Source organism: Serratia grimesii (genome assembly GCF_900186025.1).
Lineage (GTDB): Bacteria > Pseudomonadota > Gammaproteobacteria > Enterobacterales > Enterobacteriaceae > Serratia > Serratia grimesii.
In genome coordinates, this window is sequence record NZ_LT883155.1 from 181,004 (window position 1) to 204,945 (window position 23,942).

The 23,942-nt window shown below is 53.0% G+C and carries 16 protein-coding genes; 13 read left to right on the top strand and 3 right to left on the bottom strand.

The features are described 5' to 3' along the window. The first annotated feature begins 1 nt into the window (after window position 1). From bcsZ to SGBXF1_RS00820, 5 genes are all read left to right on the top strand, one after another. Entirely contained in the window at window positions 2–1,114 is a 1,113-nt protein-coding gene (gene bcsZ / locus SGBXF1_RS00800) for a cellulose synthase complex periplasmic endoglucanase BcsZ (RefSeq protein ID WP_186427686.1), read from the top strand. Continuing rightward, window positions 1,096–4,569: a cellulose synthase complex outer membrane protein BcsC gene (gene bcsC, locus SGBXF1_RS00805; RefSeq protein WP_186427687.1), complete on the top strand. Its 3,474-nt coding sequence runs from the start codon at window positions 1,096–1,098 to the stop codon at window positions 4,567–4,569. Before bcsZ ends, bcsC begins: the two co-directional genes overlap by 19 nt. 290 nt (window positions 4,570–4,859) lie before the next feature. Beyond that, window positions 4,860–6,866 (top strand): biofilm formation regulator HmsP, encoded by a 2,007-nt coding sequence (hmsP, locus tag SGBXF1_RS00810; protein ID WP_037422829.1) that lies wholly within the window; start codon window positions 4,860–4,862, stop codon window positions 6,864–6,866. 293 nt (window positions 6,867–7,159) lie between these two features. After that, the gene (locus tag SGBXF1_RS00815; RefSeq protein WP_061808170.1) at window positions 7,160–8,449 is read left to right on the top strand and encodes a dicarboxylate/amino acid:cation symporter; all 1,290 of its coding nucleotides are present in this window, start codon (window positions 7,160–7,162) and stop codon (window positions 8,447–8,449) included. 279 nt (window positions 8,450–8,728) lie between these two features. After that, window positions 8,729–10,222, top strand: coding sequence for a M16 family metallopeptidase (locus SGBXF1_RS00820; RefSeq protein ID WP_037422822.1), 1,494 nt, complete (start codon window positions 8,729–8,731; stop codon window positions 10,220–10,222). 23 nt (window positions 10,223–10,245) lie between these two features. Here the strand turns inward: SGBXF1_RS00820 and ppiC are convergent, their stop codons facing one another. Next, a complete protein-coding gene (ppiC, locus tag SGBXF1_RS00825; protein WP_037422904.1) occupies window positions 10,246–10,527 on the bottom strand; it encodes a peptidylprolyl isomerase PpiC in 282 nt (93 codons plus the stop codon). A gap of 109 nt (window positions 10,528–10,636) precedes the next feature. Between ppiC and rep the strand changes: the two genes are divergently transcribed. After that, window positions 10,637–12,661 (top strand): DNA helicase Rep, encoded by a 2,025-nt coding sequence (gene rep, locus SGBXF1_RS00830; protein ID WP_186427688.1) that lies wholly within the window; start codon window positions 10,637–10,639, stop codon window positions 12,659–12,661. A 179-nt stretch (window positions 12,662–12,840) separates the two neighbouring features. Here the strand turns inward: rep and ppx are convergent, their stop codons facing one another. Then, entirely contained in the window at window positions 12,841–14,337 is a 1,497-nt protein-coding gene (ppx, locus tag SGBXF1_RS00835; protein ID WP_037422819.1) for an exopolyphosphatase, read from the bottom strand. 6 nt (window positions 14,338–14,343) lie between these two features. Next, window positions 14,344–15,630 (bottom strand): ATP-dependent RNA helicase RhlB, encoded by a 1,287-nt coding sequence (gene rhlB / locus SGBXF1_RS00840; protein ID WP_037422816.1) that lies wholly within the window; start codon window positions 15,628–15,630, stop codon window positions 14,344–14,346. Window positions 15,631–15,747: 117 nt separating this feature from the next. Between rhlB and trxA the strand changes: the two genes are divergently transcribed. From trxA to rffG, 7 genes are all read left to right on the top strand, one after another. Beyond that, on the top strand, window positions 15,748–16,074 hold the full coding sequence (trxA, locus tag SGBXF1_RS00845; RefSeq protein ID WP_037422813.1) for a thioredoxin TrxA: 327 nt from the start codon (window positions 15,748–15,750) through the stop codon (window positions 16,072–16,074). Window positions 16,075–16,653: 579 nt separating this feature from the next. Further along, window positions 16,654–17,913: a transcription termination factor Rho gene (gene rho / locus SGBXF1_RS00850; protein ID WP_037422810.1), complete on the top strand. Its 1,260-nt coding sequence runs from the start codon at window positions 16,654–16,656 to the stop codon at window positions 17,911–17,913. Between the two features lie 314 nt (window positions 17,914–18,227). Beyond that, complete coding sequence (gene wecA, locus SGBXF1_RS00855; protein ID WP_115185125.1) at window positions 18,228–19,325, top strand: UDP-N-acetylglucosamine--undecaprenyl-phosphate N-acetylglucosaminephosphotransferase; 1,098 nt, start codon at window positions 18,228–18,230, stop codon at window positions 19,323–19,325. Window positions 19,326–19,345: 20 nt separating this feature from the next. Then, complete coding sequence (gene wzzE / locus SGBXF1_RS00860) at window positions 19,346–20,398, top strand: ECA polysaccharide chain length modulation protein (RefSeq protein WP_037422806.1); 1,053 nt, start codon at window positions 19,346–19,348, stop codon at window positions 20,396–20,398. Window positions 20,399–20,482: 84 nt separating this feature from the next. Further along, window positions 20,483–21,613: a non-hydrolyzing UDP-N-acetylglucosamine 2-epimerase gene (wecB, locus tag SGBXF1_RS00865; RefSeq protein ID WP_037422803.1), complete on the top strand. Its 1,131-nt coding sequence runs from the start codon at window positions 20,483–20,485 to the stop codon at window positions 21,611–21,613. After that, a complete protein-coding gene (gene wecC, locus SGBXF1_RS00870) occupies window positions 21,610–22,872 on the top strand; it encodes a UDP-N-acetyl-D-mannosamine dehydrogenase (RefSeq protein WP_037422801.1) in 1,263 nt (420 codons plus the stop codon). The genes wecB and wecC overlap by 4 nt, the downstream gene beginning before the upstream one ends. After that, window positions 22,863–23,936: a dTDP-glucose 4,6-dehydratase gene (gene rffG, locus SGBXF1_RS00875; protein WP_186427689.1), complete on the top strand. Its 1,074-nt coding sequence runs from the start codon at window positions 22,863–22,865 to the stop codon at window positions 23,934–23,936. The genes wecC and rffG overlap by 10 nt, the downstream gene beginning before the upstream one ends. Window positions 23,937–23,942 lie beyond the last annotated feature (6 nt).

Below are 23,942 nucleotides of genomic sequence, written 5' to 3' on the forward strand. Positions count from 1 at the left end.
CATGCCAGTGGCGTTGAAACGTCTGACATTCGGCATGCTGCTGCTGTGCGCCTTCAGCGCAGCGGCGGCCTGCGAATGGCCAGCCTGGCAACAGTACAAACAATTTTATATCAGCGAACAGGGACGCGTGATCGATCCGAGCAGCCCGAACCGCATTACCACATCGGAAGGGCAGAGTTATGGCATGTTCTTCGCGCTGGTAGCAAACGATCGACCAGCGTTTGACCAGCTGCTGGAGTGGACGGAAAACAATTTGGCTGCGGGCGATCTTAGCGCCCATTTACCTGCGTGGCTGTGGGGTGAGAACGAAAAAAAACAGTGGACAGTACTGGACAGCAATTCTGCATCCGACGCGGATTTGTGGATTGCCTACAATCTGCTGGAAGCGGGGCGCTTATGGAACAGTCGCCGCTATCAAACCCTTGGCACGTTGTTGTTGCAGCGAATTGCCCGTGAAGAGGTGGCGGATATTCCCGGTCTGGGTTTGATGCTGTTGCCGGGAAAGGTGGGGTTTGTGGCTGAAGACCGTTGGCGACTCAACCCGAGCTACCTTCCCCCCCAATTGCTGGCACGTTTTTCTGCCTTAAATGGTCCGTGGCGGGCAATGGAGCAAACCAATTTGCGATTGTGGCTGGAAACCGCACCACACGGCTTCTCACCGGACTGGGTGGTGTGGCAGGTCGGCAAAGGCTGGCAACCGGATACCGTCAAACCGAACATCGGCAGTTATGACGCTATCCGGGTTTATCTGTGGGTCGGCATGCTGGCAGATGACGATAAACATAAGGCAGCATTACTCAAGCAATTGCAGCCGATGGCGCAAACTACCCTGACACAGGGTGTCCCACCGGAGAAAACGGATACAGTCAGTGGCAAAACCAGTGGCGACGGTCCGGTGGGCTTCTCTGCTTCCATGTTGCCGATGTTGGTGAACCAACCAGAGGCGTTGCAGGTACAGCGCCAACGGATTAAGCAAAACCCGCCGGGTGATAATGCCTATTTCAGTGCCTCGTTGGTGCTGTTCGGTCAGGGATGGGATCAACAACGTTATCGTTTTAATCGGCAGGGTGAACTTCAACCCTCCTGGGGCGGCCAATGCGTAACTTCAGAATAAACTGGCTAGGCCTGGTGCCTTTAAGTCTGGCGATGCTGCCGCAAGCTCAGGGGGCGGAAACCGTCGCGCCGGAACAATGGTTGTTGGAACAGGTACGGGTTGGGGAGGCCAGTAATAAGGATGAGTTGGTTCGTCAGTCGCTTTATCGGCTCGAGTTAATGGACCCGAACAACCCGGACGTTATTTCAGCGCGTATGCGTTTGGCGTTGCGGCAGGGTAATCAGGCGTTGGCGCAGCAGCAGTTAGATAAGCTGAAAAAGATTGCCCCACAGTCAAGCGCTTACCGTCAGGCGGAAATGAATATGTTGCTGACCCAGCCAGAAACCCGGCAGAAGCTGCAACAGGCGCGATTAATGGCGACAGCCGGCCGTTTGCCGGAGGCGAAGGCGCAGTATGACGATCTGTTCCACGGTGACCCGCCGACACTTGAACTGGCGGTGGAATATTGGCGGCTGGTTGCACGGCTACCGGGACAAGAAGCCGCAGCACTAAAACAGTTACAGCTGTTGGATCAACAATATTCCGGCAACGTGCCGCTGCGGATGTCATTGGCACGGATGTTATTTAGTCAGGATCGTGACGCACAGGCTTATGATTTATTGCAGAAAGTGGCTGCCGATCCCATCGGACGCGGTGATGCTGCGGATCTGTGGTTGGAAAAAGTTAAAGCGATGCCGGTCAGTCCGCAAAGTGTCGCGGCCCTTAATCGTTTCCTCGGGGTATTTGAAACCGGCGATCAGGCTGTCGGCGCCCAGCAAGAGCTGGCGAGGCAACAGGCACTGCTATCGGACCCGGCCTATCAGGCACGAGTGCGTGGACTCGCTCAGGTGGAGAAGGGGGGCAGTCGTGCAGCCATTCCTGAACTGAAAAAAGCGCTGGCGGCCTCACCTAACGATGCTGAAGTGCTCGGGGCTCTGGGGCAGGCCTATTCCCGCGCCGGCAATCGCCCGCAAGCGTTAAGTTTGTTCCGTCAGGCATTGCAGGCCGATAAAAGCGGTTACGGCAGCAGTAAATGGCAGAGCCTGATCAAGAGCAACAGCTATTGGTTGGCGGTCGATGAAGGTGACAAGGCGTTGAAAGCCGACAATCTGGCGCTGGCACAGCAGAAATATCAACAGGCACGGCAGATTGACAACAGTGATAGCAGTGCAGTGATTGGTCTGGGTGACGTTGCCGTGGCGCGTAAAGATGACGCCGCTGCCGAGCGTTTTTATCAGCAGGCACTTCGGCTGGATCCGGGCAGCGGCAGTGCGGTACGCGGTCTGGTCAATATCTACCAGCGTCAATCACCTGAAAAGGCGCTGGCCTATCTCAATAGCCTGCCGCGTAGTCAGCAAAATAAATTGCGTAGCACGCTGGACGGTTTGCAGCTCGACATGCTGAAACAGCAGGCCGACCAGCTTGCAGAGCAAAAACAGTGGCATCAGGCAGCAGAGAAATATCGCCGTGCCCAGCAGATGGATCCTGACGATGTGTGGCTGACGTATCATTATGCACAGACTTTGCGTCAGGCCGGGCAACCGGGGCAGGCGGACGCCCTGTTCAGCCGATTGGCGCAAAAACAGCATGGTAACCCGCAACTGACGTATGCCTACGCACTGTATCTTTCCGGCAGCGATCGCGATCAGCAGGCGCTGGCGCAGTTGAATACTTTACCTACCTCGCAGTGGAACGACAATATGCGGGAATTGGCACAGCGACTGAAAATGCAGGAGACGTTGGATCATGCCGAGCAACTGCGTGCCGCAGGTGACGAGCCGGGTGCGGTCGCTTATCTGCGCCGTCAACCCACCGATACCCGTATCGATCTCCAGTTGGCCGATTGGGCGCTGGCGCGTGGCGACTATGATGCTGCCTTGGCGGACTATCAACGGGTACGGGCGCGTGAACCGAATAACCCGGATGTGCAACTGGGCGAAATAGAGGCATATGTGGCGCAGGGTAAACTGAGCGAAGCGCGTCAGCGTCTACAAACCGAAACGGCGGCGCCAAACCCATCCAGCAACAGCGAAAGACGGGTGGCCAATGCTTGGTATGCCGTTGGCGAGCCACAAAAAGCGACGGATATCTTTACCCGGCTGAAAACGGCAGCTCAGCAAGAACCGCCTAGTCAGTCAAAAGCGCTGATTTACCGCGATGCGGCACGGCTCGAACGCGACCAATTGCAGCCGGCATTGGCGCAACAGGACTATAAACAGGCAATGGTGGCCAGCGGCATTACACCTAACGTACCGCCAGATAACGACAGCTATACCTATTTGACGCGTAACAATCCGGGTGACGACTGGCTAAAACGCGGTATCCGTTCAGATGCAGCGGATCTGTACCGTCAGCAAGATGTTAATGTCACGCTCGATCATGACTATTGGGGATCCAGCGGTACCGGTGGTATCTCCGATTACAAAGCGCACGACACCATGTTGCAGGTGGACATACCGTTGTACGACGGGCGGGCATTTTTCCGGTCCGATACCGTTCAGTTGGATGCCGGCAGTTTCTCCACCGACAACAATGGCAAATATTATGAGACCTTTGGCACTTGTCATACTCAGGGCTGTAGCGGTGACGAACATCAGAAAGCCACCGGTACCAGTGTGGCGGTCGGTTGGCAGAACGATCGCTGGTCGGGGGATATCGGTACCACACCGATGGGCTTTGATGTGGTCGACTGGGTGGGTGGACTGGCTTACAGCAACGACTGGAACCACATAGGTTGGACATTGGCGGCCTCACGCCGGCCGATATCCAGCTCGCTGCTGGCGTTTGGCGGCACCAAAGACCCGAATACCGGCACGACCTGGGGCGGAGTGCGCGCCACTGGGGTCAGTCTGAGCGCCAGTTATGATCGCGGTGAGGCACAGGGTGTTTGGGCCGACCTCAGTGCGCATCAGTTGACCGGTAAAAACGTCGAGGATAACCAGCGCGAACGCTTTATGGCCGGTTATTACTACAAATTGATCAACGAGGATAACCGTCGCGTTACTGTCGGGCTGAACACCATGCTGTGGCATTATCAGAAGGATTTGAGCGGTTACTCTCTCGGTCAGGGCGGCTATTACAGTCCACAGCAATATATGTCGTTGGCGGTGCCGGTCAATTATCGCCAGCGTACCGAGAATTGGTCCTGGGAACTGGGTGGGTCAGTGTCTTTGTCCCATTCGAAAACCAACAGCCAAGCGCGTTACCCGTTGCAAGGGTTAATTCCAGACTCGTTACCGGACAAGTTTGCCGTGGAGGATGGCAGTTCTTCTTCCGGCTTCGGTTATACCCTCCGGGCGATTGTTGAACGCCGTCTCAGTTCACACTGGACACTGGGAGCCGGGATCGATATTCAGCAGGCGAAAGACTATACACCAAGTCATGCATTGCTCTATTTGCGCTATTCGATGGCCGGTTGGCAGGGCGACCTGGATTTACCGCCTCAACCACTGACACCGTACGCTGATTTCAAGTAACCCACTTCAGGCAGATTCAGAGTGTCGGCACAGGGTAGTTTTGCTACCCTGTGTTCGTTTGATGTGCCACCAGAGATACCCGGACCTGATGTACCGAGGCGCGCTCTCACTAATAACCGGCTTTGTAAGCGGTCTTTCATTAGGAAAATACTGAAACCCGCGGTTTTCTTGGGTTTGTCCTGGGCATGGCAAGATTAAAACAGCAAACAATCGAGTATACTCAGACCGGTCCAAGGGATGGGTATTCTTCATCCCTTTTTTATTTCAGCCCGAATTAGCGGAGAGCAGGTTTGCGGGTCAGGCGTTCATTAACGATTAAACAGATGGCAACGGTGTCCGGTGTGGCGCTGGTGACGATCTGCATCTTTATCGTGATCCAGTTATTCCATTTTGTGCAGCAGCGCAGGGATGACTATGCCCAGCAACTGGAAAATATTGCTCACTCCGTGCGCCAGCCTCTGGCGGAAGCGGTTCTGCGCATGGACGTGCCCGAAACCAAGCGTGTGCTGAACACATTGCTGCCGGTGGGGATCTTGACGCGTGCGGATATCGTGTTGCCGAACGAATTTCAGGCATTACACGCCAATTTCCCGCCGGAACGGCCAGTTCCAACGCTGATCGCTCGCCTGTTTGAGCTACCGATCCAGATTTCTGTTCCGCTCTATTCGCTGGAGCGTGTGCCAGCCAACCCACAGCCGTTGGCTTATCTGGTGCTGCAGGCCGATTCGTTCCGCATGTACCAATTTATTCTCAGTATATTGTCGACCATGCTGTCGACCTACTTACTGTTGGCATTGATCCTGTCGGTCGCCATTAGTTGGTGTATGAACCGACTGATGGTGCACCCGCTGCGGGCAATGGCCAAAGAGCTGGAAAATATTTCGCAGGAAGAAGCGCCGTATCACCAACTGATGCTGCCAGCGCTGCATCAGGACGATGAGCTGGGGTTGTTGGTGCGTAACTACAACCGCAATCAGCAGCGGCTGGCAAAAGCCTATGCGGAAATGAGTCGTATGAGCACTCGCCATCCGGTCACCGAGTTGCCGAATCAGGCGCTGTTTACCGCGTTGTTGGAGCAGCATATTGCCTCTAGTCTGCGTCCCGAGCGTTTTAATCTGCTGGTTATCGGCATTGAAACCTTGCACGAGGCATCGGGTGTGCTCAATCCGGCGATGCGAGAAGCGCTGTTGCTGATGCTGGCGAAAAAGCTGCGTGAGTGTATCGATGAAAACGGCGTATTGGCGCAGTTGAGCAACACCGAGTTTGCCATTCTGGCTAAAGGCGTTGAGCGCCCATTCCATGCCATGCAACTGGCACGCCGTATCATGGCGCAGATCAACGCACCGCTGAGCTTGCAGGAAATGCCGTTGCGACCAAGTGCCAGCATCGGTATCGCGCATTACCTCAATTCGGGGGAGAGTGCGGAACAACTGCTGCGTAGCGCTACTTCGGCAATGATGTCAGCACATCGTGAAGGTAAAAACCAGGTGCTGTTTTTCGAGCCGAGCCTGACAGAGCGCACCCAAAAGCGACTGACGCAGGAAAGCGAAATTCTGCAGGCCATTGAACAGCGTCGATTTACGCTATTTTTGCAGCCACAGATAGATATGCAGTCCAATGCAGTAATAGGCGCTGAAGCGCTGCTGCGTTGGCAACAGTATGACGGCAGCTATACCCTACCGGCAGATGTGATCCCGTTAGCCGAAGAACTTGGGGTGATTGTGCCACTCGGTAACTGGGTGCTGGAGGAAGCATGCCGTATCTTGGCTGATTGGCAGGGCCGCGGTATCACAATGCCGTTGGCGGTCAATGTGTCTCCTATCCAAATGAAGCATGAGGATTTTATCCCGCATCTGAAAAGTGTGCTCGCGCAACACCATATTGACCCGCGCAAGTTGCTGCTGGAAATTACCGAGACGGTACGTATTGACGATCTCGATCGTGCATTGGCGCTGTTGCGGGAGTTGCACGACCTGGGGCTGTCCATTGCATTGGATGATTTTGGTATGGGATATTCCAGCCTGAATTATCTGAACCGATTGAAATGCCTGCCGATCGATTTGATTAAAATCGACAAGAGTTTTATTCAGGGATTACCGAACGATGACGCTATGGTGCGTATCGTCAGTTCTATTTCTGAGGTGTTGGCGCTGCCAGTGATGGCTGAAGGCGTCGAAAATACAGAACAACGCGATTGGTTGTTGCGGCACGGTATTCATAGTGGACAAGGCTTCTTGTTTGCTCGCCCGCTGCCACGCAGTGAGTTTGAAGCCGAGTTTTGCCAACCGCCTGCCTGATTTACCCTTCCTCATCTCTCGGACGATGCCGGTGTCGCCCGAGAGCTATCTCGTCCAACAATGCTGATCTTTACTACCGCTTTTGAGTTAGTGCAAAGAAATGCTTACGTAATTTACAACCTTGCATTTGGGCTGGCGCGTTTCAGCTCTTAAATTCGTATCAACATGTATCTATGGGTGCAACAAATTATTTCCATGTTGTTAGGTGGGTGTTATTTTCCGCGCAAGCGATGAACAGGCGAGATAACTAGAATACCGCCTGGTGCGTGTCTTCCCCCCCAAAGGATGTTCATATGAAACTCACTATCTTTAAGAGCCTCTATTTTCAGGTGTTAACGGCGATTACGCTGGGCATCCTGCTTGGTCATTTTTATCCTGACATTGGCGCACAGATGAAACCTCTGGGCGATGGATTCGTTAAACTGATTAAAATGATCATCGCGCCGGTGATCTTCTGTACTGTGGTGACGGGCATCGCGGGTATGGAGAGCATGAAGGCCGTCGGCCGTACCGGTGCGATCGCACTGCTCTATTTTGAAATCGTCAGTACCATTGCACTGCTGATTGGTCTGCTGATTGTTAACCTGGTCCAACCGGGCGCTGGGATGAACATCGATCCAGGTACTTTGGATGCCAAGGCGGTGGCAGTTTATGCGGAACAGGCCCAGCAGCAGGGCATCATTCCATTCTTGCTGGATATCATCCCTGGTAGCGTTATCGGTGCCTTCGCCAGTGGCAACATTCTTCAGGTACTGCTGTTTGCCGTACTGTTCGGCTTTGCCCTGCATCGCTTGGGTGACAAAGGCCAACTGATCTTCAACGTTATCGATAGTTTCTCTCGCGTGATCTTCGGCATTATCAATATGATTATGCGTCTGGCACCACTGGGTGCTTTCGGGGCGATGGCGTTTACTATCGGTAAATACGGCGTAGGTACGTTGTTGCAGCTCGGTCAATTGATTGCCTGTTTCTATCTTACCTGCGTGCTGTTCGTGGTGGTGGTTCTGGGCTCCATTGCCCGCGCCAACGGCTTCAGTATTTTCAAATTTGTTCGATATATAAAAGAAGAGCTGCTGATCGTACTCGGAACGTCTTCTTCCGAGTCGGTGCTGCCACGTATGCTCGATAAAATGGAAAAATTGGGCTGTAAGAAGTCGGTGGTGGGCTTGGTTATTCCGACCGGCTACTCATTTAACCTGGATGGGACCTCAATCTACCTGACTATGGCGGCCGTGTTTATTGCGCAGGCGACCAACACTCATATGGACATCGTGCATCAGGTGACTCTGTTGGTGGTGCTGTTGCTGTCCTCTAAAGGGGCTGCAGGAGTGACCGGTAGTGGCTTTATCGTGCTGGCTGCTACTATTTCTGCTGTCGGCCACTTGCCGTTGGCCGGTTTGGCGTTAATTCTGGGCATTGATCGCTTCATGTCTGAAGCCCGTGCGCTGACTAACCTGGTCGGTAATGGTGTAGCAACGGTTGTAGTGGCTAAATGGTGTAAACAGTTGGATGAAAAGCAACTGCAAGACACCTTGTCCAACAAGCAAGGAACAGGTGCCGATAAAACGCTGCCTTCAGCCTGATTTAATCCTCAAATCACCGGTTGCAGCCGCAGCCGGTGACGTTTTATCCCCCCGCGTAATGAATTCTTGCATTAAAAAATCGGTTATCCATTATTTTTCACACTAATGAGTGACATCCGCAAAGGCGCGCGGTCTAACTCGATGGTACACTTTCTGCTTTCCGCCCCACTGTGAAACTCAGGGCGTATTTGTAGGCTGTTTGTCGCAGCCTAATATTCCGGTGAATGGAATATCCGCATTTGCATAAAGAAATTGGATAGTAATTAAGTAGGGGTTCACATGCAGGGCACCAGAATTCATCTCATAGTAGGTGGGCTGCTGTTGGCTGCAGCCAACAGCAGCGTGCAGGCTGAAGCACTACAACCCGATCCTGCCTGGCAGCAGGGGGCGTTGGCCAACGGGTTTTCATGGCAGATACTAGATACGCCACAACGGCCGAGTGATCGCGTCGAGTTGCGGTTGATGGTCAACACTGGCTCTTTAGTCGAGTCTTCGCAGCAGATTGGCTTTGCCCATCTGCTGCCGCGCCTGTCGCTCGCGCGCAGCGAAAGCTTTACGCCACCGCAGTTACGTTCACTGTGGCAACAGAGCGTGGACAGCGAGCGACCTTTGCCTCCGGCCATCAGCTCTTATGACTTCACCATTTATAATCTCAGCTTGCCGAATAACCGCCCAGATTTGCTGAAAGAGGCACTGACGTGGCTTTCCGACACCACCGGCAAACTGGCGATTGACGAACATACGCTGCATGCGGTGATGAACTCTAGCGTCGATCCGGTTGGTACTTTCCCACCGAACCCAAAAGATGCCTGGTGGCGCTATCGTCTGAAAGGCTCGACGCTGTTGGCGCATGATCCGGCTCAACCGCCGAAACGGCCGGTGAATGTCGACCAATTGAAGAAATTCTACCAGCAGTGGTACACCCCGGACGCGATGACGTTATACGTTGTGGGTAAGGTAGACAGCCGCAGCCTGGGTGAACAAATCAACAAAGCTTTCTCGCCGCTGAAAGGCAAACGTGAAACGCCCGCTCTGATGCCGACGTTGACGCCGTTGCCACCGCAACCGGTTAGCCTGATCAGTGAACAGGTTAAGCAGGATACGTTGTCGATTATGTGGGATGCACCCTGGCATCCGATCCGCGATTCGCAAAACCTGAGCCGCTATTGGCGCGGTGATATGGCGCGTGAGGCGTTGTTCTGGCATCTCCAACAGGTGCTGGAAAAGAGCGACCAGAAAAACCTGCATTTGGGCTTCGATTGCCGCGTGCAATACCAACGTGCCCAATGTGCTATCCATCTCGACACGCCGAATAACAATCTGAATAACAGCCTGAGCTTTATTGCTAGAGAGCTGGCGAACGTGCGTAACAATGGGTTGTCGCAGGAGGAGTTTAACGCTCTGCTGGCGCAGAAGAACGATCAATTGAGCAAGTTGTTCGCCACCTATGCCCGCACCGATACGGACGTGTTGATGAGCCAGCGTTTGCGCTCGCAACAAAGTGGTGTCGTAGATATTGCGCCAGAGCAGTATCAGAAACTGCGTCAGGAGTTCTTGAGCGGGTTAACGCTTGAAGCACTGAACCAGGAGCTGAAACTGCAACTTTCACAAGATGCGACGTTGGTGTTGATGCAGCCGAAGGGCGAGCCAGAGATGAGCATGAAGCAGTTACAGGAAACCTATAACGGCATTATGTCTCCGGCCCCTGCAGTGGTGTCAGAAGAGGTCAAACCGACCGACACTGCGCCCGCACCAGAGACTAGCGCACAGTAACGACAGGGGGGGCATTTGCCCCCTTAGTTACGGTACAGCACTTTGATGATGTGGTAGCCGAACTGGGTTTTCACCGGGCCGTAGGGCTTCAACAATGGAATGCTGAACACCGCTTTATCGAAGGCCGCCACCATGGTGCCCTTGTTGAATTCGCCTAAAGAGCCGCCGTTACGTTTTGACGGGCACGTTGAGTATTTGCGCGCCAGCGTGTCAAAGCTGACACCGCGTTTAAGCTTGGCCAGCAGTTCATCGGCCAGTTTTTCATTATCTACCAGAATGTGCAGGGCGCACGCCGTCTTTGCCATGGTATTGCCTTTATCGATACAGAAATTGCGCTGATTATACCCGTTAAATCTCATCGACGCTTTCTGCTACAATCCTCTTCCACGTTAAAAAGTCGAGCAATAAAGCGCCATGCGATTAAACCCCAGCCAACAACAAGCCGTCGAATTCGTTACCGGGCCCTGCCTGGTGCTGGCCGGTGCCGGCTCCGGCAAGACGCGCGTCATCACCAATAAAATCGCTCACCTGATCCATAACTGTGGTTATCAGGCGCGGCACATCGCCGCCGTGACCTTTACCAATAAGGCTGCGCGTGAGATGAAAGAACGTGTGGCGCAAACCATGGGGCGCAAAGAAGCACGCGGACTGATGATTTCTACGTTCCATACGCTGGGGCTGGAAATTATTAAACGTGAATATGCCGCGTTGGAGATGAAGTCTAACTTCTCGTTATTCGACGATCAGGATCAGTTGGCATTGCTGAAAGAGCTGACCGAGAAATGGCTGGAAAATGACAAAACGTTGGTGGCACAGCTGATTTCCACCATCTCCAACTGGAAAAATGACCTGGTCGATCCCAAAAAGGCCATGGAGCTGGCACGTTCCGAACGCGACAAGCTTTTTGCACATTGCTATGGCCTGTATCACGCACACATGCGTGCCTGTAATGTGCTGGATTTTGACGATTTGATCCTGCTACCGACGCTGCTGTTGCAGCGCAATGAAGAGGTCCGTGAACGTTGGCAGAACCGTATTCGTTACCTGTTGGTGGATGAATATCAGGACACCAACACCAGTCAGTACGAGTTAGTGAAACTGTTGGTGGGTAATCGCGCACGCTTTACCGTGGTAGGAGACGATGATCAGTCGATCTACTCTTGGCGCGGCGCACGTCCACAAAACCTGGTGCTGTTGAAAGAAGACTTCCCGGCGTTGCAGGTGATCAAACTGGAGCAGAATTACCGTTCCAGCGAACGCATCTTGAAGGCGGCGAATATCCTGATCGCCAATAACCCGCACGTGTTTGAAAAACGGTTATTTTCCGAGCTGGGTTACGGTGAAGAGCTGAAGGTGGTGACTGCCAATAATGAGGATCATGAGGCCGAGCGCGTTGTTGGGGAGCTGATTGCCCATCACTTCGTGAAGAAAACCAACTACGGCGATTATGCGATCCTCTATCGCGGCAACCATCAATCGCGGTTGTTTGAAAAAATGCTGATGCAAAACCGTATCCCTTACAAGATTTCCGGGGGCACCTCGTTTTTCTCGCGGCCGGAAATCAAGGATCTGTTGGCCTACCTGCGTGTCCTGACTAACCAGGATGATGACAGCGCGTTCCTGCGGATCGTCAATACGCCGAAACGTGAAATTGGCCCGGCGACGCTGCAAAAGCTGGGCGAATGGGCTAACCAACGTAACAAAAGCCTGTTCCGCGCCAGTTTCGATCTTGGACTGAGTCAGCATCTGACTGGTCGCGGACTGGAGTCTTTGCAGCGTTTCACCCATTGGCTGGACGGTATTGCCCAGTTGACGGATCGCGAACCGGTAGCCGCGGTACGCGATTTGATCCATGGCGTAGACTACGAAAGTTGGCTGTTTGAAACCTCGCCCAGCCCGAAAGCCGCCGAGATGCGCATGAAAAACGTCAATACGTTGTTTGGCTGGATGACGGAAATGCTGGAAGGCAGTGAGCTGGATGAACCCATGACGCTGACGCAGGTGGTGACGCGCTTTACTCTGCGGGACATGATGGAACGCGGCGAAAGCGATGAGGAGCTGGATCAGGTTCAGTTGATGACACTGCATGCCTCCAAAGGGTTGGAGTTCCCTTATGTCTTCCTCGTGGGAATGGAGGAGGGGTTACTGCCACACCAGAGCAGTATTGACGAGGATAACGTTGATGAAGAGCGTCGCCTGGCCTATGTGGGGATAACGCGAGCTCAAAAGGAGCTGATTTTCACTCTGTGCCGCGAGCGTCGTCAGTATGGTGAGCTGGTGCGGCCAGAGCCAAGCCGTTTTTTGTTGGAGCTGCCGCAGGATGACCTGGCGTGGGAAAGTGAACGTAAGGTGATCAGTCCGCAAGAGCGGATGCAAAAAGGTCAAAGCCATCTCGCGAATATCCGCGCCCAGTTGGCCAAGGCTAAAGGCGAAGGTTAAAAGTAAGGGCGCAGTTAGCGTCCTCAGACTGCTGACAAAGCTCTCTGCGGTTAAAAAACCAGTTATGAGTGCTAATAAAAACAAAGGATTATGTCTTCTGATTTATCCCAAACATCCGAAAACCACGTTTTTCGGGTGTTTGTCATCAAAGTAAGGGCGCGATTAGCGCCCTTGTCATATCAACGTTGTTCTTCCAGTATCAGCGGCCAGTGCACATAGCTTTGCCAATGGCTTTCCTGATCCAACGCTTCTGCCCGTAATGGGTGCTGTTCCAGCCAACCCGGCGGCAGGATCACCGTTAGTTCGTCATCATTGTTGGCACGCAGACGTACCGCAGGCAGCGTGTCATCGCGACGACGGCTGGCAAAGATGATAGCCAGGCGCAAAATCCGGCATAAACGTTGTGCCATACGTGGTGGCAGAGCGTTTTGCTGGCTCAGCAGCGGTAGATCGATAGTGTTGCTTTGGTTTTGCAGCAGAGTGGCGAGCAGTTTTTTTTGCGCCGGGGTAAAACCGGGTAAATCCAGATGGCGGATCAGATAAGCGGCGTGTTGCGGCGCTTGCTTGAAATCAACACTGAGGCCAATTTCGTGGATCAGGCAGGCGCTGTGCAATAACTCGCGACATCGCGCATCCAGTTGCCATTCATTGCTGACCTGCTGTGAGAAGTTGGCAGCCAATTGGCTAACGCGCTCGGCTTGCTCGGTATCCAACAGATAACGTCGTTGTAGGTTGCGAATGGTGCGGCTACGAATATCTTGTTCAACCGGCAGGTGTAGCATGCCGTAAACCAGCCCTTCGCGTAGCGCGCCGCCAGCCAACATCATGCTCTCAATGCCCAGCTCCTGGAAAATCGCCAGCAGGATGGATAGCCCACTTGGAAATACCAGTGCGCGTTCCAGTGTCAGCCCTTCAATTTCCAACTCTTCCAGCTTGCCGCACTGAATAGCGCGTTGTTTCAACTGGCGCAACTTAGACAGGGTGATGCGTTCATCCATACCCTGCGCAACCATGATTTCCTGCAGCGCCTGGACGGTGCCGGAAGCGCCGACGCAGATCTGCCAACCGTGTTGACGCAAGTGTGGCGCAATAGGGCGCACCATTTCACGCGCAGCCTGTTCAGCCCGCTCGAAATTCTCCTGCCCCAGGTTACGATCGCTGAAAAAACGCTCCAGCCAGGTGACACAGCCCATAGACAAGCTATACAACTGGGCAGCCTGCGCACCGGTACCTGTGACTAATTCAGTACTGCCGCCGCCGATATCGACCACTAAACGTTGGTCTGGCCCGCCGGTAGTATGGGCAACACCGTGGTAGATCAGACGGGCTTCTTCCTCGCCGCTGATTACCTGGATCGGACAACCAAGGATCTGCTCGGCGGTTTGTAGGAATTCATCGGCATTGGACGCCAGACGCAGCGTAGCCGTGGCGACTACGCGGATCTGTTCACGGGGAATGTCCTGCAGGCGTTCAGAGAACAGCTTCAGGCATTGCCAGCCGCGCTGCATGGCTTCATGCGACAGGTGGTTGTTCTGATCCAGCCCTGCTGCCAGACGCACTTTGCGCTTGATGCGCGCCAGTGTTTGAATACTACCGGCTACCTCGCGCACCACCAGCATGTGGAAGCTGTTGGAACCAAGGTCGATAGCGGCATAAAGTGCGCTGGAACTGAGCATTGTCTATCAGCCTGAACGTTTACGGTTGTTGCGCGGCGCACCGCCACGACGTGGTGAGGAGTTACGACGCGGGCCGTTGCCACCGCGTGGGCGAGCCAGGCGTTTTGGCGCAGGCAAGTCACTCATTAACGCATCGCTGTTGTACTTGCTCACTGGAATGCTGTGACCGGTATAGGTTTCGATCGCCGGCAGGTTGAGCGCATACTCTTCACAAGCCAGACTGATGGAATGACCGCTTTCACCGGCACGACCGGTACGACCGATACGGTGGACGTAGTCTTCGCAGTCGTCAGGCAAGTCGTAGTTGAATACGTGCGTAACCAATGGGATGTGGAGACCGCGTGCGGCGACGTCGGTAGCAACCAGAATATCCAGGTTACCCTTGGTAAAGTCATCCAGAATACGCAGGCGTTTTTTCTGCGCAACATCGCCGGTCAACAGGCCTACGCGGTGGCCATCGGCAGCCAGATGGCCCCAAACGTCTTCACAGCGATGCTTGGTGTTGGCGAAGATGATGCAGCGGTCCGGCCACTCTTCTTCGATCAGCGTCTGTAACAGGCGCATTTTTTCTTCGTTGGACGGGTAGAACAACTCTTCTTTAATGCGGTGGCCGGTTTTCTGTTCCGGTTCCACTTCAACATATTCAGCATTGTTCATCTGCTCGAAAGCCAGTTCGCGAACGCGATAGGACAAAGTGGCAGAGAACAGCATGTTCAGGCGTTGATCGACCGGAGGCATACGACGGAACAACCAGCGAATGTCTTTGATAAAGCCCAGATCGTACATGCGATCGGCCTCGTCCAAGACTACGACCTGGATTGCGCTCAGATCAATATAGTTTTGTTTGGCATAATCGATTAAACGACCGGTAGTACCGACCAGGATATCCACGCCGCTTTCCAGCACTTTCAGCTGTTTGTCGTAGCCGTCGCCACCGTATGCCAGGCCAAGCTTCAGGCCGGTAGATTTGGACAGGGCTTCTGCGTCGGAGTGGATCTGAACCGCCAGCTCACGCGTTGGCGCCATGATCAAGGCGCGCGGCTGATTGGTCTGGCGATCCTGTTTTGCCGGGTGAGAAAGCAAATAGTGAAAAGTAGACGCTAAAAATGCCAGCGTCTTTCCGGTACCGGTTTGCGCCTGACCTGCAACGTCACGCCCAGAGAGCGTGAGCGGCAATGCTAACGCCTGGATAGGCGTGCAATGTTGAAACCCTTTCTTTTCAAGGGCTTCAAGGACTAACGGGTGCAGGGCGAAGTCGGAAAACTTCTGTTCGGTCAAGTGTGTTTTGCTCATAGTGTGGTAGAATATCAGCTAACTATTGCTTTACGAAAGCGTATCCGGTGAAATAAAGTCACCTTAGGTTGGTTAATGCTACACCAACAAGGTAGACACAATCCTTTGGAGTAGAACATGAGCGATAAAATTATTCACCTGACTGACGGCAGCTTCGACACCGACGTGCTGAAAGCTGAAGGGCCAATCCTGGTCGATTTCTGGGCTGAATGGTGTGGGCCGTGCAAGATGATTGCTCCGATTCTGGATGAGATTGCCGATGAGTTCGAAGGCAAGCTGACCATCACCAAGCTGAATATCGACCAAAACCCGGCCACCGCACCTAAGTACGGTATCCGTGGTATCCCTACGCTGTTGTTGTTCAAGAACGGTGAAGTGGCTGCGACCAAGGTTGGTGCGTTGTCCAAAGGCCAGCTCAAAGATTTCCTTAACGCGAATCTGTAATCGGGCGAGAAGCCGTATGCCCAATGGATTTGACACTGCGGTTCTCAACGTCGCAGTGTGAGAGGCAACGGGGATATACAGGCGTCTAGCGGGGATGTTCAATTCACCGCTAGACGCCTGCCAAGAAGCGTGTTAAGTTTAACCATACTGCATATAGAACTTGCCCGAAGTTTTAAATCTAAAGAGTCTAAATCTAAAGCTTTACTCTGTGTTGAACCGCTGGCGTTGAAAGAAAAAATGAACTCAGCCCGTGTTTTAACAATCAAACGGTTTTGCAAAATCAATTTTAAGGTACCTTCGATCTTAAACCGTCAATGCGCGCGTCCTCTGTAAGCCATTTCTTACCGTGACAGCTCAGCGCCCGGTGATCGAACGTCCAGTAAACAGGCACGCATATCCAATGGATTTCAGGGTGTGGCCAGTCGGCAACCGAACGAATCTCCGTAGCTTAGTCCGCTAAGTGGCTGGGGTTAACACGGGAAGCCAACGCAACCACCAGAAAGCCGAAAGATATATCTCGCTGCCATACCATTCACGAAATAAGTTCGAGACATACCCCGAGTTTAAGAACCCACCACTATGAATCTTACCGAATTAAAGAATACGCCGGTTTCTGAGCTGATTACTCTCGGCGAAAATATGGGGCTGGAAAACCTTGCCCGTATGCGCAAGCAGGACATTATCTTCTCTATCCTTAAGCAGCATGCGAAAAGTGGAGAAGATATCTTCGGCGATGGCGTGTTGGAGATATTGCAAGATGGATTTGGTTTCCTCCGCTCTGGAGACAGCTCCTACCTTGCAGGCCCCGACGACATCTACGTATCCCCTAGCCAAATCCGCCGTTTCAACCTCCGTACAGGTGACACCATTTCCGGTAAGATTCGTCCGCCAAAAGAAGGCGAGCGCTACTTTGCCCTGTTGAAAGTTAACGAAGTTAACTACGACAAACCGGAAAACGCCCGCAGCAAGATCCTGTTCGAGAACTTAACCCCACTGCATGCCAACTCCCGTCTGCGGATGGAGCGCGGTAACGGCTCAACCGAAGACTTGACTGCACGCGTGCTGGATCTGGCTTCACCGATTGGTCGTGGTCAGCGTGGTCTGATTGTTGCTCCGCCGAAAGCCGGTAAAACCATGCTGCTGCAGAACATTGCGCAGAGCATTGCATACAACCATCCAGACTGCGTGCTGATGGTTCTGTTGATCGACGAACGTCCGGAAGAAGTGACCGAGATGCAGCGTCTGGTTAAGGGCGAAGTTATCGCTTCGACCTTTGATGAACCAGCCTCTCGCCACGTCCAGGTTGCGGAAATGGTGATCGAGAAGGCCAAGCGCCTGGTTGAGCACAAAAAAGACGTGATCATCTTGCTTGACTCCATCACTCGCTTGGCGCGTGCCTACAACACCGTAGTACCGGCTTCCGGTAAAGTGTTGACCGGTGGTGTGGATGCCAACGCCCTGCACCGTCCTAAGCGTTTCTTCGGTGCGGCACGTAACGTTGAGGAAGGCGGCAGCCTGACCATCATCGCGACCGCGCTGGTTGATACCGGGTCGAAAATGGACGAAGTTATTTACGAAGAGTTTAAAGGTACCGGCAACATGGAATTACACCTGGCGCGTAAAATCGCCGAGAAGCGTGTATTCCCTGCGATCGACTACAACCGTTCTGGTACACGTAAAGAAGAATTACTTACCACGTCTGAAGAACTGCAGAAAATGTGGATCCTGCGTAAAATCATTCACCCAATGGGTGAGATTGATGCGATGGAATTCCTCATTAACAAGTTGGCCATGACCAAGACCAATGATGAATTCTTCGATATGATGAAGCGCTCATAATGACGATGCGCTCATAATTGAGTAAAAAATTCAGAGAACGCCACGCCTAGTCGTGGCGTTTTTTGCTTTTGGCAGATACGATAAGTAACAGAAATGGAAACGTAAGTTTTTTTCGTGACTTACTGAGAATTCATCTTATTTGCGGTCGATGTTTCGTCGTTCGCGCTTTGTTACTGTCAAAACAGCGAGCAGGCAAAGTGAAATAAGAATGAATCGCTGTTGTCATAGGAAATGACTGAAAGGTAGCGGGATCCCATGGCGCAACCTGTCGCCCGTGTTAAGCTGCCTTATCTTCTACAGAGATCTTGTTAACTGTGAACTTACTCACTATGAGTACTGAAATTCTATTTGTTTTCCTGTTTTCTTTGGCTTTTCTCTTTGTTGCCCGTAAAGCAGCAAAACGTATTGGTCTGGTTGATAAACCTAATTACCGTAAACGCCATCAGGGGCTGATTCCTCTGGTCGGTGGTATTTCTGTTTACGCCGGATTGTGCTTTGCCTTCCTTATTTCTGACCAAACGATTGCGCATAGCAAACTCTACCTCGCTTGTGCGGGGATATTGGTGTTCGTTGGTGCTCTTGACGATCGTTTCGACATCAGCGTCAAAATTCGCGCGCTGGTTCAGGCACTGGTTGGCATTGCGATGATGGTCTTTGCTGGGCTTTACTTGCGCAGTTTTGGCCATGTGCTGGGTGACTGGGAAATGCAGCTGGGGCCGTTCGGCTACCTGGTTACGCTGTTTGCCGTTTGGGCAGCCATCAATGCCTTTAACATGGTAGATGGCATTGACGGCCTGCTGGGAGGGCTGTCATGCGTATCTTTCGGTGCGCTGGGCGTATTGTTATACCTGAGTGGGCATTCTGATCTGGCCTTCTGGTGTTTCGCGATGATTGCTGCCATCGTTCCTTATATTCTGCTTAACCTCGGCATTCTTGGCCGGCGGTATAAAGTGTTTATGGGCGATGCCGGCAGTACGTTGATCGGTTTCACCGCCATTTGGCTGCTGTTGCAAAGCTCGCAAGGTAAAGCTCACTCTATTAACCCTGTTACCGCCCTGTGGATTATCGCTATTCCGCTGATGGACATGATTGCAATCATGTACCGTCGCTTGCGCAAGGGGATGAGTCCTTTCTCCCCAGATCGCCAACATATTCACCATTTGATTATGCGTGCGGGCTTTACGCCACGGCAGGCTTTTGTGCTGATTACGCTGGCAGCTGCGCTGCTGGCCGCCATCGGCGTGTTGGGTGAACGTCTTACTTTTATCCCTGAATGGGTAATGTTGGCATTATTCTTGCTTGCCTTCTTCTTATACGGTTACTGCATTAAACGCGCCTGGCGTGTTGCACGTTACATTAAGCGTATCAAACGTCGTTTACGGCGTTCGAACGGCAATAAGCAAGTATCTTAACCAGAGGCTTTTGGGCAGTGATGAATCCAGAAACAATGTCTGACAAGAATACCCCGGCAGTGGATAACGAACTCGATATCCGTGGCCTGTGTTGTACCCTGTGGCGCGGTAAACCGTGGATTATTGGCATTGCGGTGCTGTTTGCTGTGGTTGCGTTGATCGTTTCCTACCTGGTGAAACAGGAATGGAGTGCAACGGCGATTACCGATCGGCCAACCGTGAATGCATTGGGCGGTTATTACTCCCAACAACAATTCCTGCGCAATCTGGATGTGAGAACCATGCCGGCCGTTGCTAGTGAGCAACCAGGTATTGCTGACGAAGCTTATAATGAATTCATTATGCAGCTGGCAGCTTACGATACACGTCGTGATTTTTGGCTGCAGAGCGATTATTACAAACAGCGTCAGGAAGGTGATGCGGGCGCTGATGCGGCCTTGCTCGACGAACTGATTAACAACATACAGTTTACTGCGCGTGATGATAAAAAAGTGCCGAACGACGGTGTGAAATTGACGGCGGAAACGGCGGCAGATGCCAACCGTCTGCTGCGCCAATACGTCGCCTTTGCCAGTCACCGTGCAGCACAGCATTTGAATGAAGAGATCCAGGGAGCCTGGGCTGCCCGTACCACCTCAATGAAAGCGCAGGTCAAGCGCCAGGAAGCGGTAGCAGAGGCTGTGTATAAGCGCGAATTGAATACCATTCAACAGGCGTTGAAAATTGCCGAAACGCAGGGTATCGGCCGCACTCAAACCGATACACCGGCAGAACAGCTGCCAGACTCCGATCTGTTCCTGCTGGGCAAACCTATGCTGCAGGCTCGTCTGGAAGGTTTACAGGCGTCAGGGCCTACCTTCGATCTGGATTACGATCAAAACCGTGCGATGTTGTCGACATTGAACGTTGGCCCAACGTTGGACGAAAAGTTTCAGACTTACCGCTATTTGCGGACTCCGGAAGAGCCGGTAAAACGTGATAGCCCGCGGCGGATATTCTGGTTGATCATGTGGGGCGCGATGGGCGCTTTGGTTGGCGCAGGTGTTGCCCTGGTGCGTCGGCCGCGTAATTAAAAATAATATAATAATTCGCTGATGGGCGCTTACGCGCCCAATTCGCAGGTACGCCTGCGGTTAACCGACCAAAAGAGATTCGCTGTGAAAGTGTTGACTGTTTTCGGCACCAGACCTGAAGCCATCAAAATGGCCCCGCTGGTACATGCCCTGGCTCAGGATGAAGCCTTTGAATCAAGAGTCTGCGTGACGGCACAGCATCGTGAGATGTTGGATCAGGTATTGCGGTTATTTGAGATAGTGCCTGATTACGATCTGAACATCATGAAGCCCGGCCAGGGATTGAGTGAGATCACCTGCCGTATTCTGGAAGGCCTGAAAGGCGTTCTCGAGGAGTTTAAACCTGACGTGGTGCTGGTTCATGGTGACACCACCACTACGCTGGCGACGAGTCTGGCGGCGTTTTATCAGCGTATACCCGTAGGGCACGTTGAGGCAGGTCTGCGCACTGGCAACCTTTATTCGCCGTGGCCAGAAGAAGCTAACCGTAAGCTGACCGGCCATCTGGCGATGTACCATTTTGCTCCGACGGAAAATTCGCGCCAGAACCTGTTGCGTGAATTGTTGCCGGACGATCATATCTTCGTCACCGGTAACACGGTGATTGATGCGCTGTTCTGGGTGCGTGATCGGGTGATGGGTGATACCGCGTTGCATGACAGCTTGGCGCAACGTTACCCGTTCCTGGATGCCAACAAGAAATTGATTCTGGTAACAGGCCACCGCCGCGAAAGTTTTGGTGGCGGTTTTGAGCGGATCTGCAGCGCGCTTGCAGAAATTGCCCGCACTCATCCCGATGTGCAGGTGGTGTATCCGGTACATCTCAATCCGAATGTTAGCGAGCCGGTCAACCGCATTCTGAAAGGGATTGATAATATCATCCTGATCGATCCGCAAGACTACTTGCCCTTTGTGTATCTGATGGCTAAGTCCTATCTGATCCTGACCGATTCTGGCGGTATTCAGGAAGAAGCGCCGTCATTGGGCAAACCGGTGCTGGTGATGCGTGACACCACCGAACGACCAGAAGCGGTAGATTCGGGCACAGTGCGTCTGGTGGGTACCGACGTGACAAAAATTGTCGATGCCGTGACCCGCTTGCTGACGGACGAAAACGAATATCACGCCATGAGCCGGGCGCATAACCCTTACGGTGACGGGCATGCCTGCCAGCGTATTCTTGAAGCTTTGAAGAACCATCAGGTGACACTATGAGTTTTAACACTATTTCAGTTATCGGCCTGGGTTATATCGGTCTGCCAACAGCGGCGGCGTTCGCCTCCCGTAAGAAAAAAGTGGTGGGCGTAGATGTTAACCAACATGCGGTAGATACCATTAATCGTGGCGCGATTCATATCGTTGAACCCGACCTGGACAAAGTGGTGAAAGACGCGGTCGATGGCGGTTATCTGCAAGCAGTGACTAAACCGCTTGCCGCAGATGCTTTTCTGATCGCGGTGCCAACGCCGTTTAAAGGTGACCATGAGCCGGATCTGGCTTATGTCGAAGCTGCGGCTAAATCTCTGGCACCGGTGCTGAAAAAGGGTGATCTGGTTATCCTGGAGTCCACCTCTCCAGTCGGCGCTACCGAGCAGATGGCTCAGTGGCTGGCCGAGGCGCGTAGCGATCTCAGCTTCCCGCAGCAGGCAGGTGAATCTGCCGATGTGAACATCGCTTACTGCCCAGAGCGTGTGCTGCCGGGGCAGGTGATGGTTGAATTGATTCAGAACGACCGTGTTATTGGCGGCATGACGCCAAAATGCTCAGAGCGTGCCAGCGCGCTGTATAAAATTTTCCTCGAAGGTGAGTGTGTCATTACCAATTCACGCACCGCTGAGATGTGCAAGCTGACCGAAAACAGCTTCCGCGATGTGAACATTGCGTTTGCCAACGAATTGTCGCTGATTTGCGCGGAACAGGGCATCAATGTTTGGGAACTTATCCGCCTGGCGAATCGCCATCCACGGGTAAATATCCTGCAGCCAGGCCCTGGCGTCGGCGGCCATTGTATCGCGGTCGATCCGTGGTTCATTGTCTCGCAAAATCCGCAGCAGGCCCGTTTGATTCATACAGCGCGTCTGGTGAATGACGGGAAACCTTTGTGGGTGGTTGATCGCGTGAAAGCGGCCGTTGCTGATTGTCTGGCGGCGACCGATAAGCGTGCCTCAGAAGTAAAAATTGCCTGCTTTGGCCTGGCTTTCAAACCGAATATCGACGATCTGCGCGAAAGTCCGGCGGTGGAAGTGGCGCATCTGATTGCCGATTGGCATGTTGGCGAGACGCTGGTCGTTGAGCCAAACGTGGAGCAGCTGCCTAAATCCCTGGCTGGACATGTGACGCTGAAAGCGTTGCCCGAAGCATTGCAGCAGGCGGATGTACTCGTGATGCTGGTCGACCATAAGCAATTCAAGGCAATTAAGCCGGAAGAAATAAAACAAACGTGGGTTGTGGATACAAAAGGGGTATGGCGTTGAAACGTATTTTAGTTACTGGCGGGGCTGGCTTTATTGGTTCAGCGGTCGTGAGGCACATTATTGAAGCTACGCAGGACAGCGTCCTGGTGGTAGACAAACTCACCTATGCGGGCAATCTGGAGTCGCTCTCGGTGGTTGCCCATAACGAACGCTATTCGTTTGAGCAGGTGGATATCTGCGATCGTGCGGCACTGGATCGTGTATTTGCCCAGTATCAGCCGGATGTGATCATGCACCTGGCGGCGGAAAGCCATGTCGATCGTTCGATCGATGGCCCGGCGGCATTCATTGAAACCAACGTGGTGGGTACTTACATCATGCTGGAGGCGGCCCGCCATTATTGGCAACCGCTGGATGCGGAGAAGAAGCAAAACTTCCGTTTCCACCACATCTCTACCGATGAAGTGTATGGCGATCTGCACGGCACAGACGATTTGTTCACTGAAACGACGCCTTATTCGCCGAGCAGTCCTTATTCGGCCTCTAAGGCATCCAGCGATCATCTGGTTCGTGCCTGGCTGCGTACCTATGGCCTACCGACGCTGGTCACCAACTGTTCCAATAACTACGGCCCGTATCACTTCCCGGAGAAACTGATCCCGCTGGTGATTCTCAATGCCGTTGCTGGTAAACCCTTACCGGTGTATGGCGACGGGGCGCAGGTGCGTGATTGGCTGTATGTGGAAGACCACGCGCGTGCGCTATACCAGGTGGTTACCGAAGGTGTGGTCGGCGAAACCTACAATATTGGCGGCCACAACGAGCGCAAGAATATTGAGGTGGTACAAACTATCTGCGATCTGCTCGAAGAGTTGGCACCGAACAAGCCACAGGGTGTCGAGAAATACCGTGACCTGATTACTTACGTCAAGGATCGTCCGGGCCATGATATGCGTTATGCGATCGATGCCGGAAAAATTGACCGAGAGCTGGGCTGGCGCCCGCAGGAAACCTTTGAGAGCGGCATTCGTAAAACCGTTTCCTGGTATCTGAACAATGAAACCTGGTGGCGCCGCGTTCAGGACGGTTCTTATACGGGTGAACGTTTAGGTTTATCTGACTAAATATAG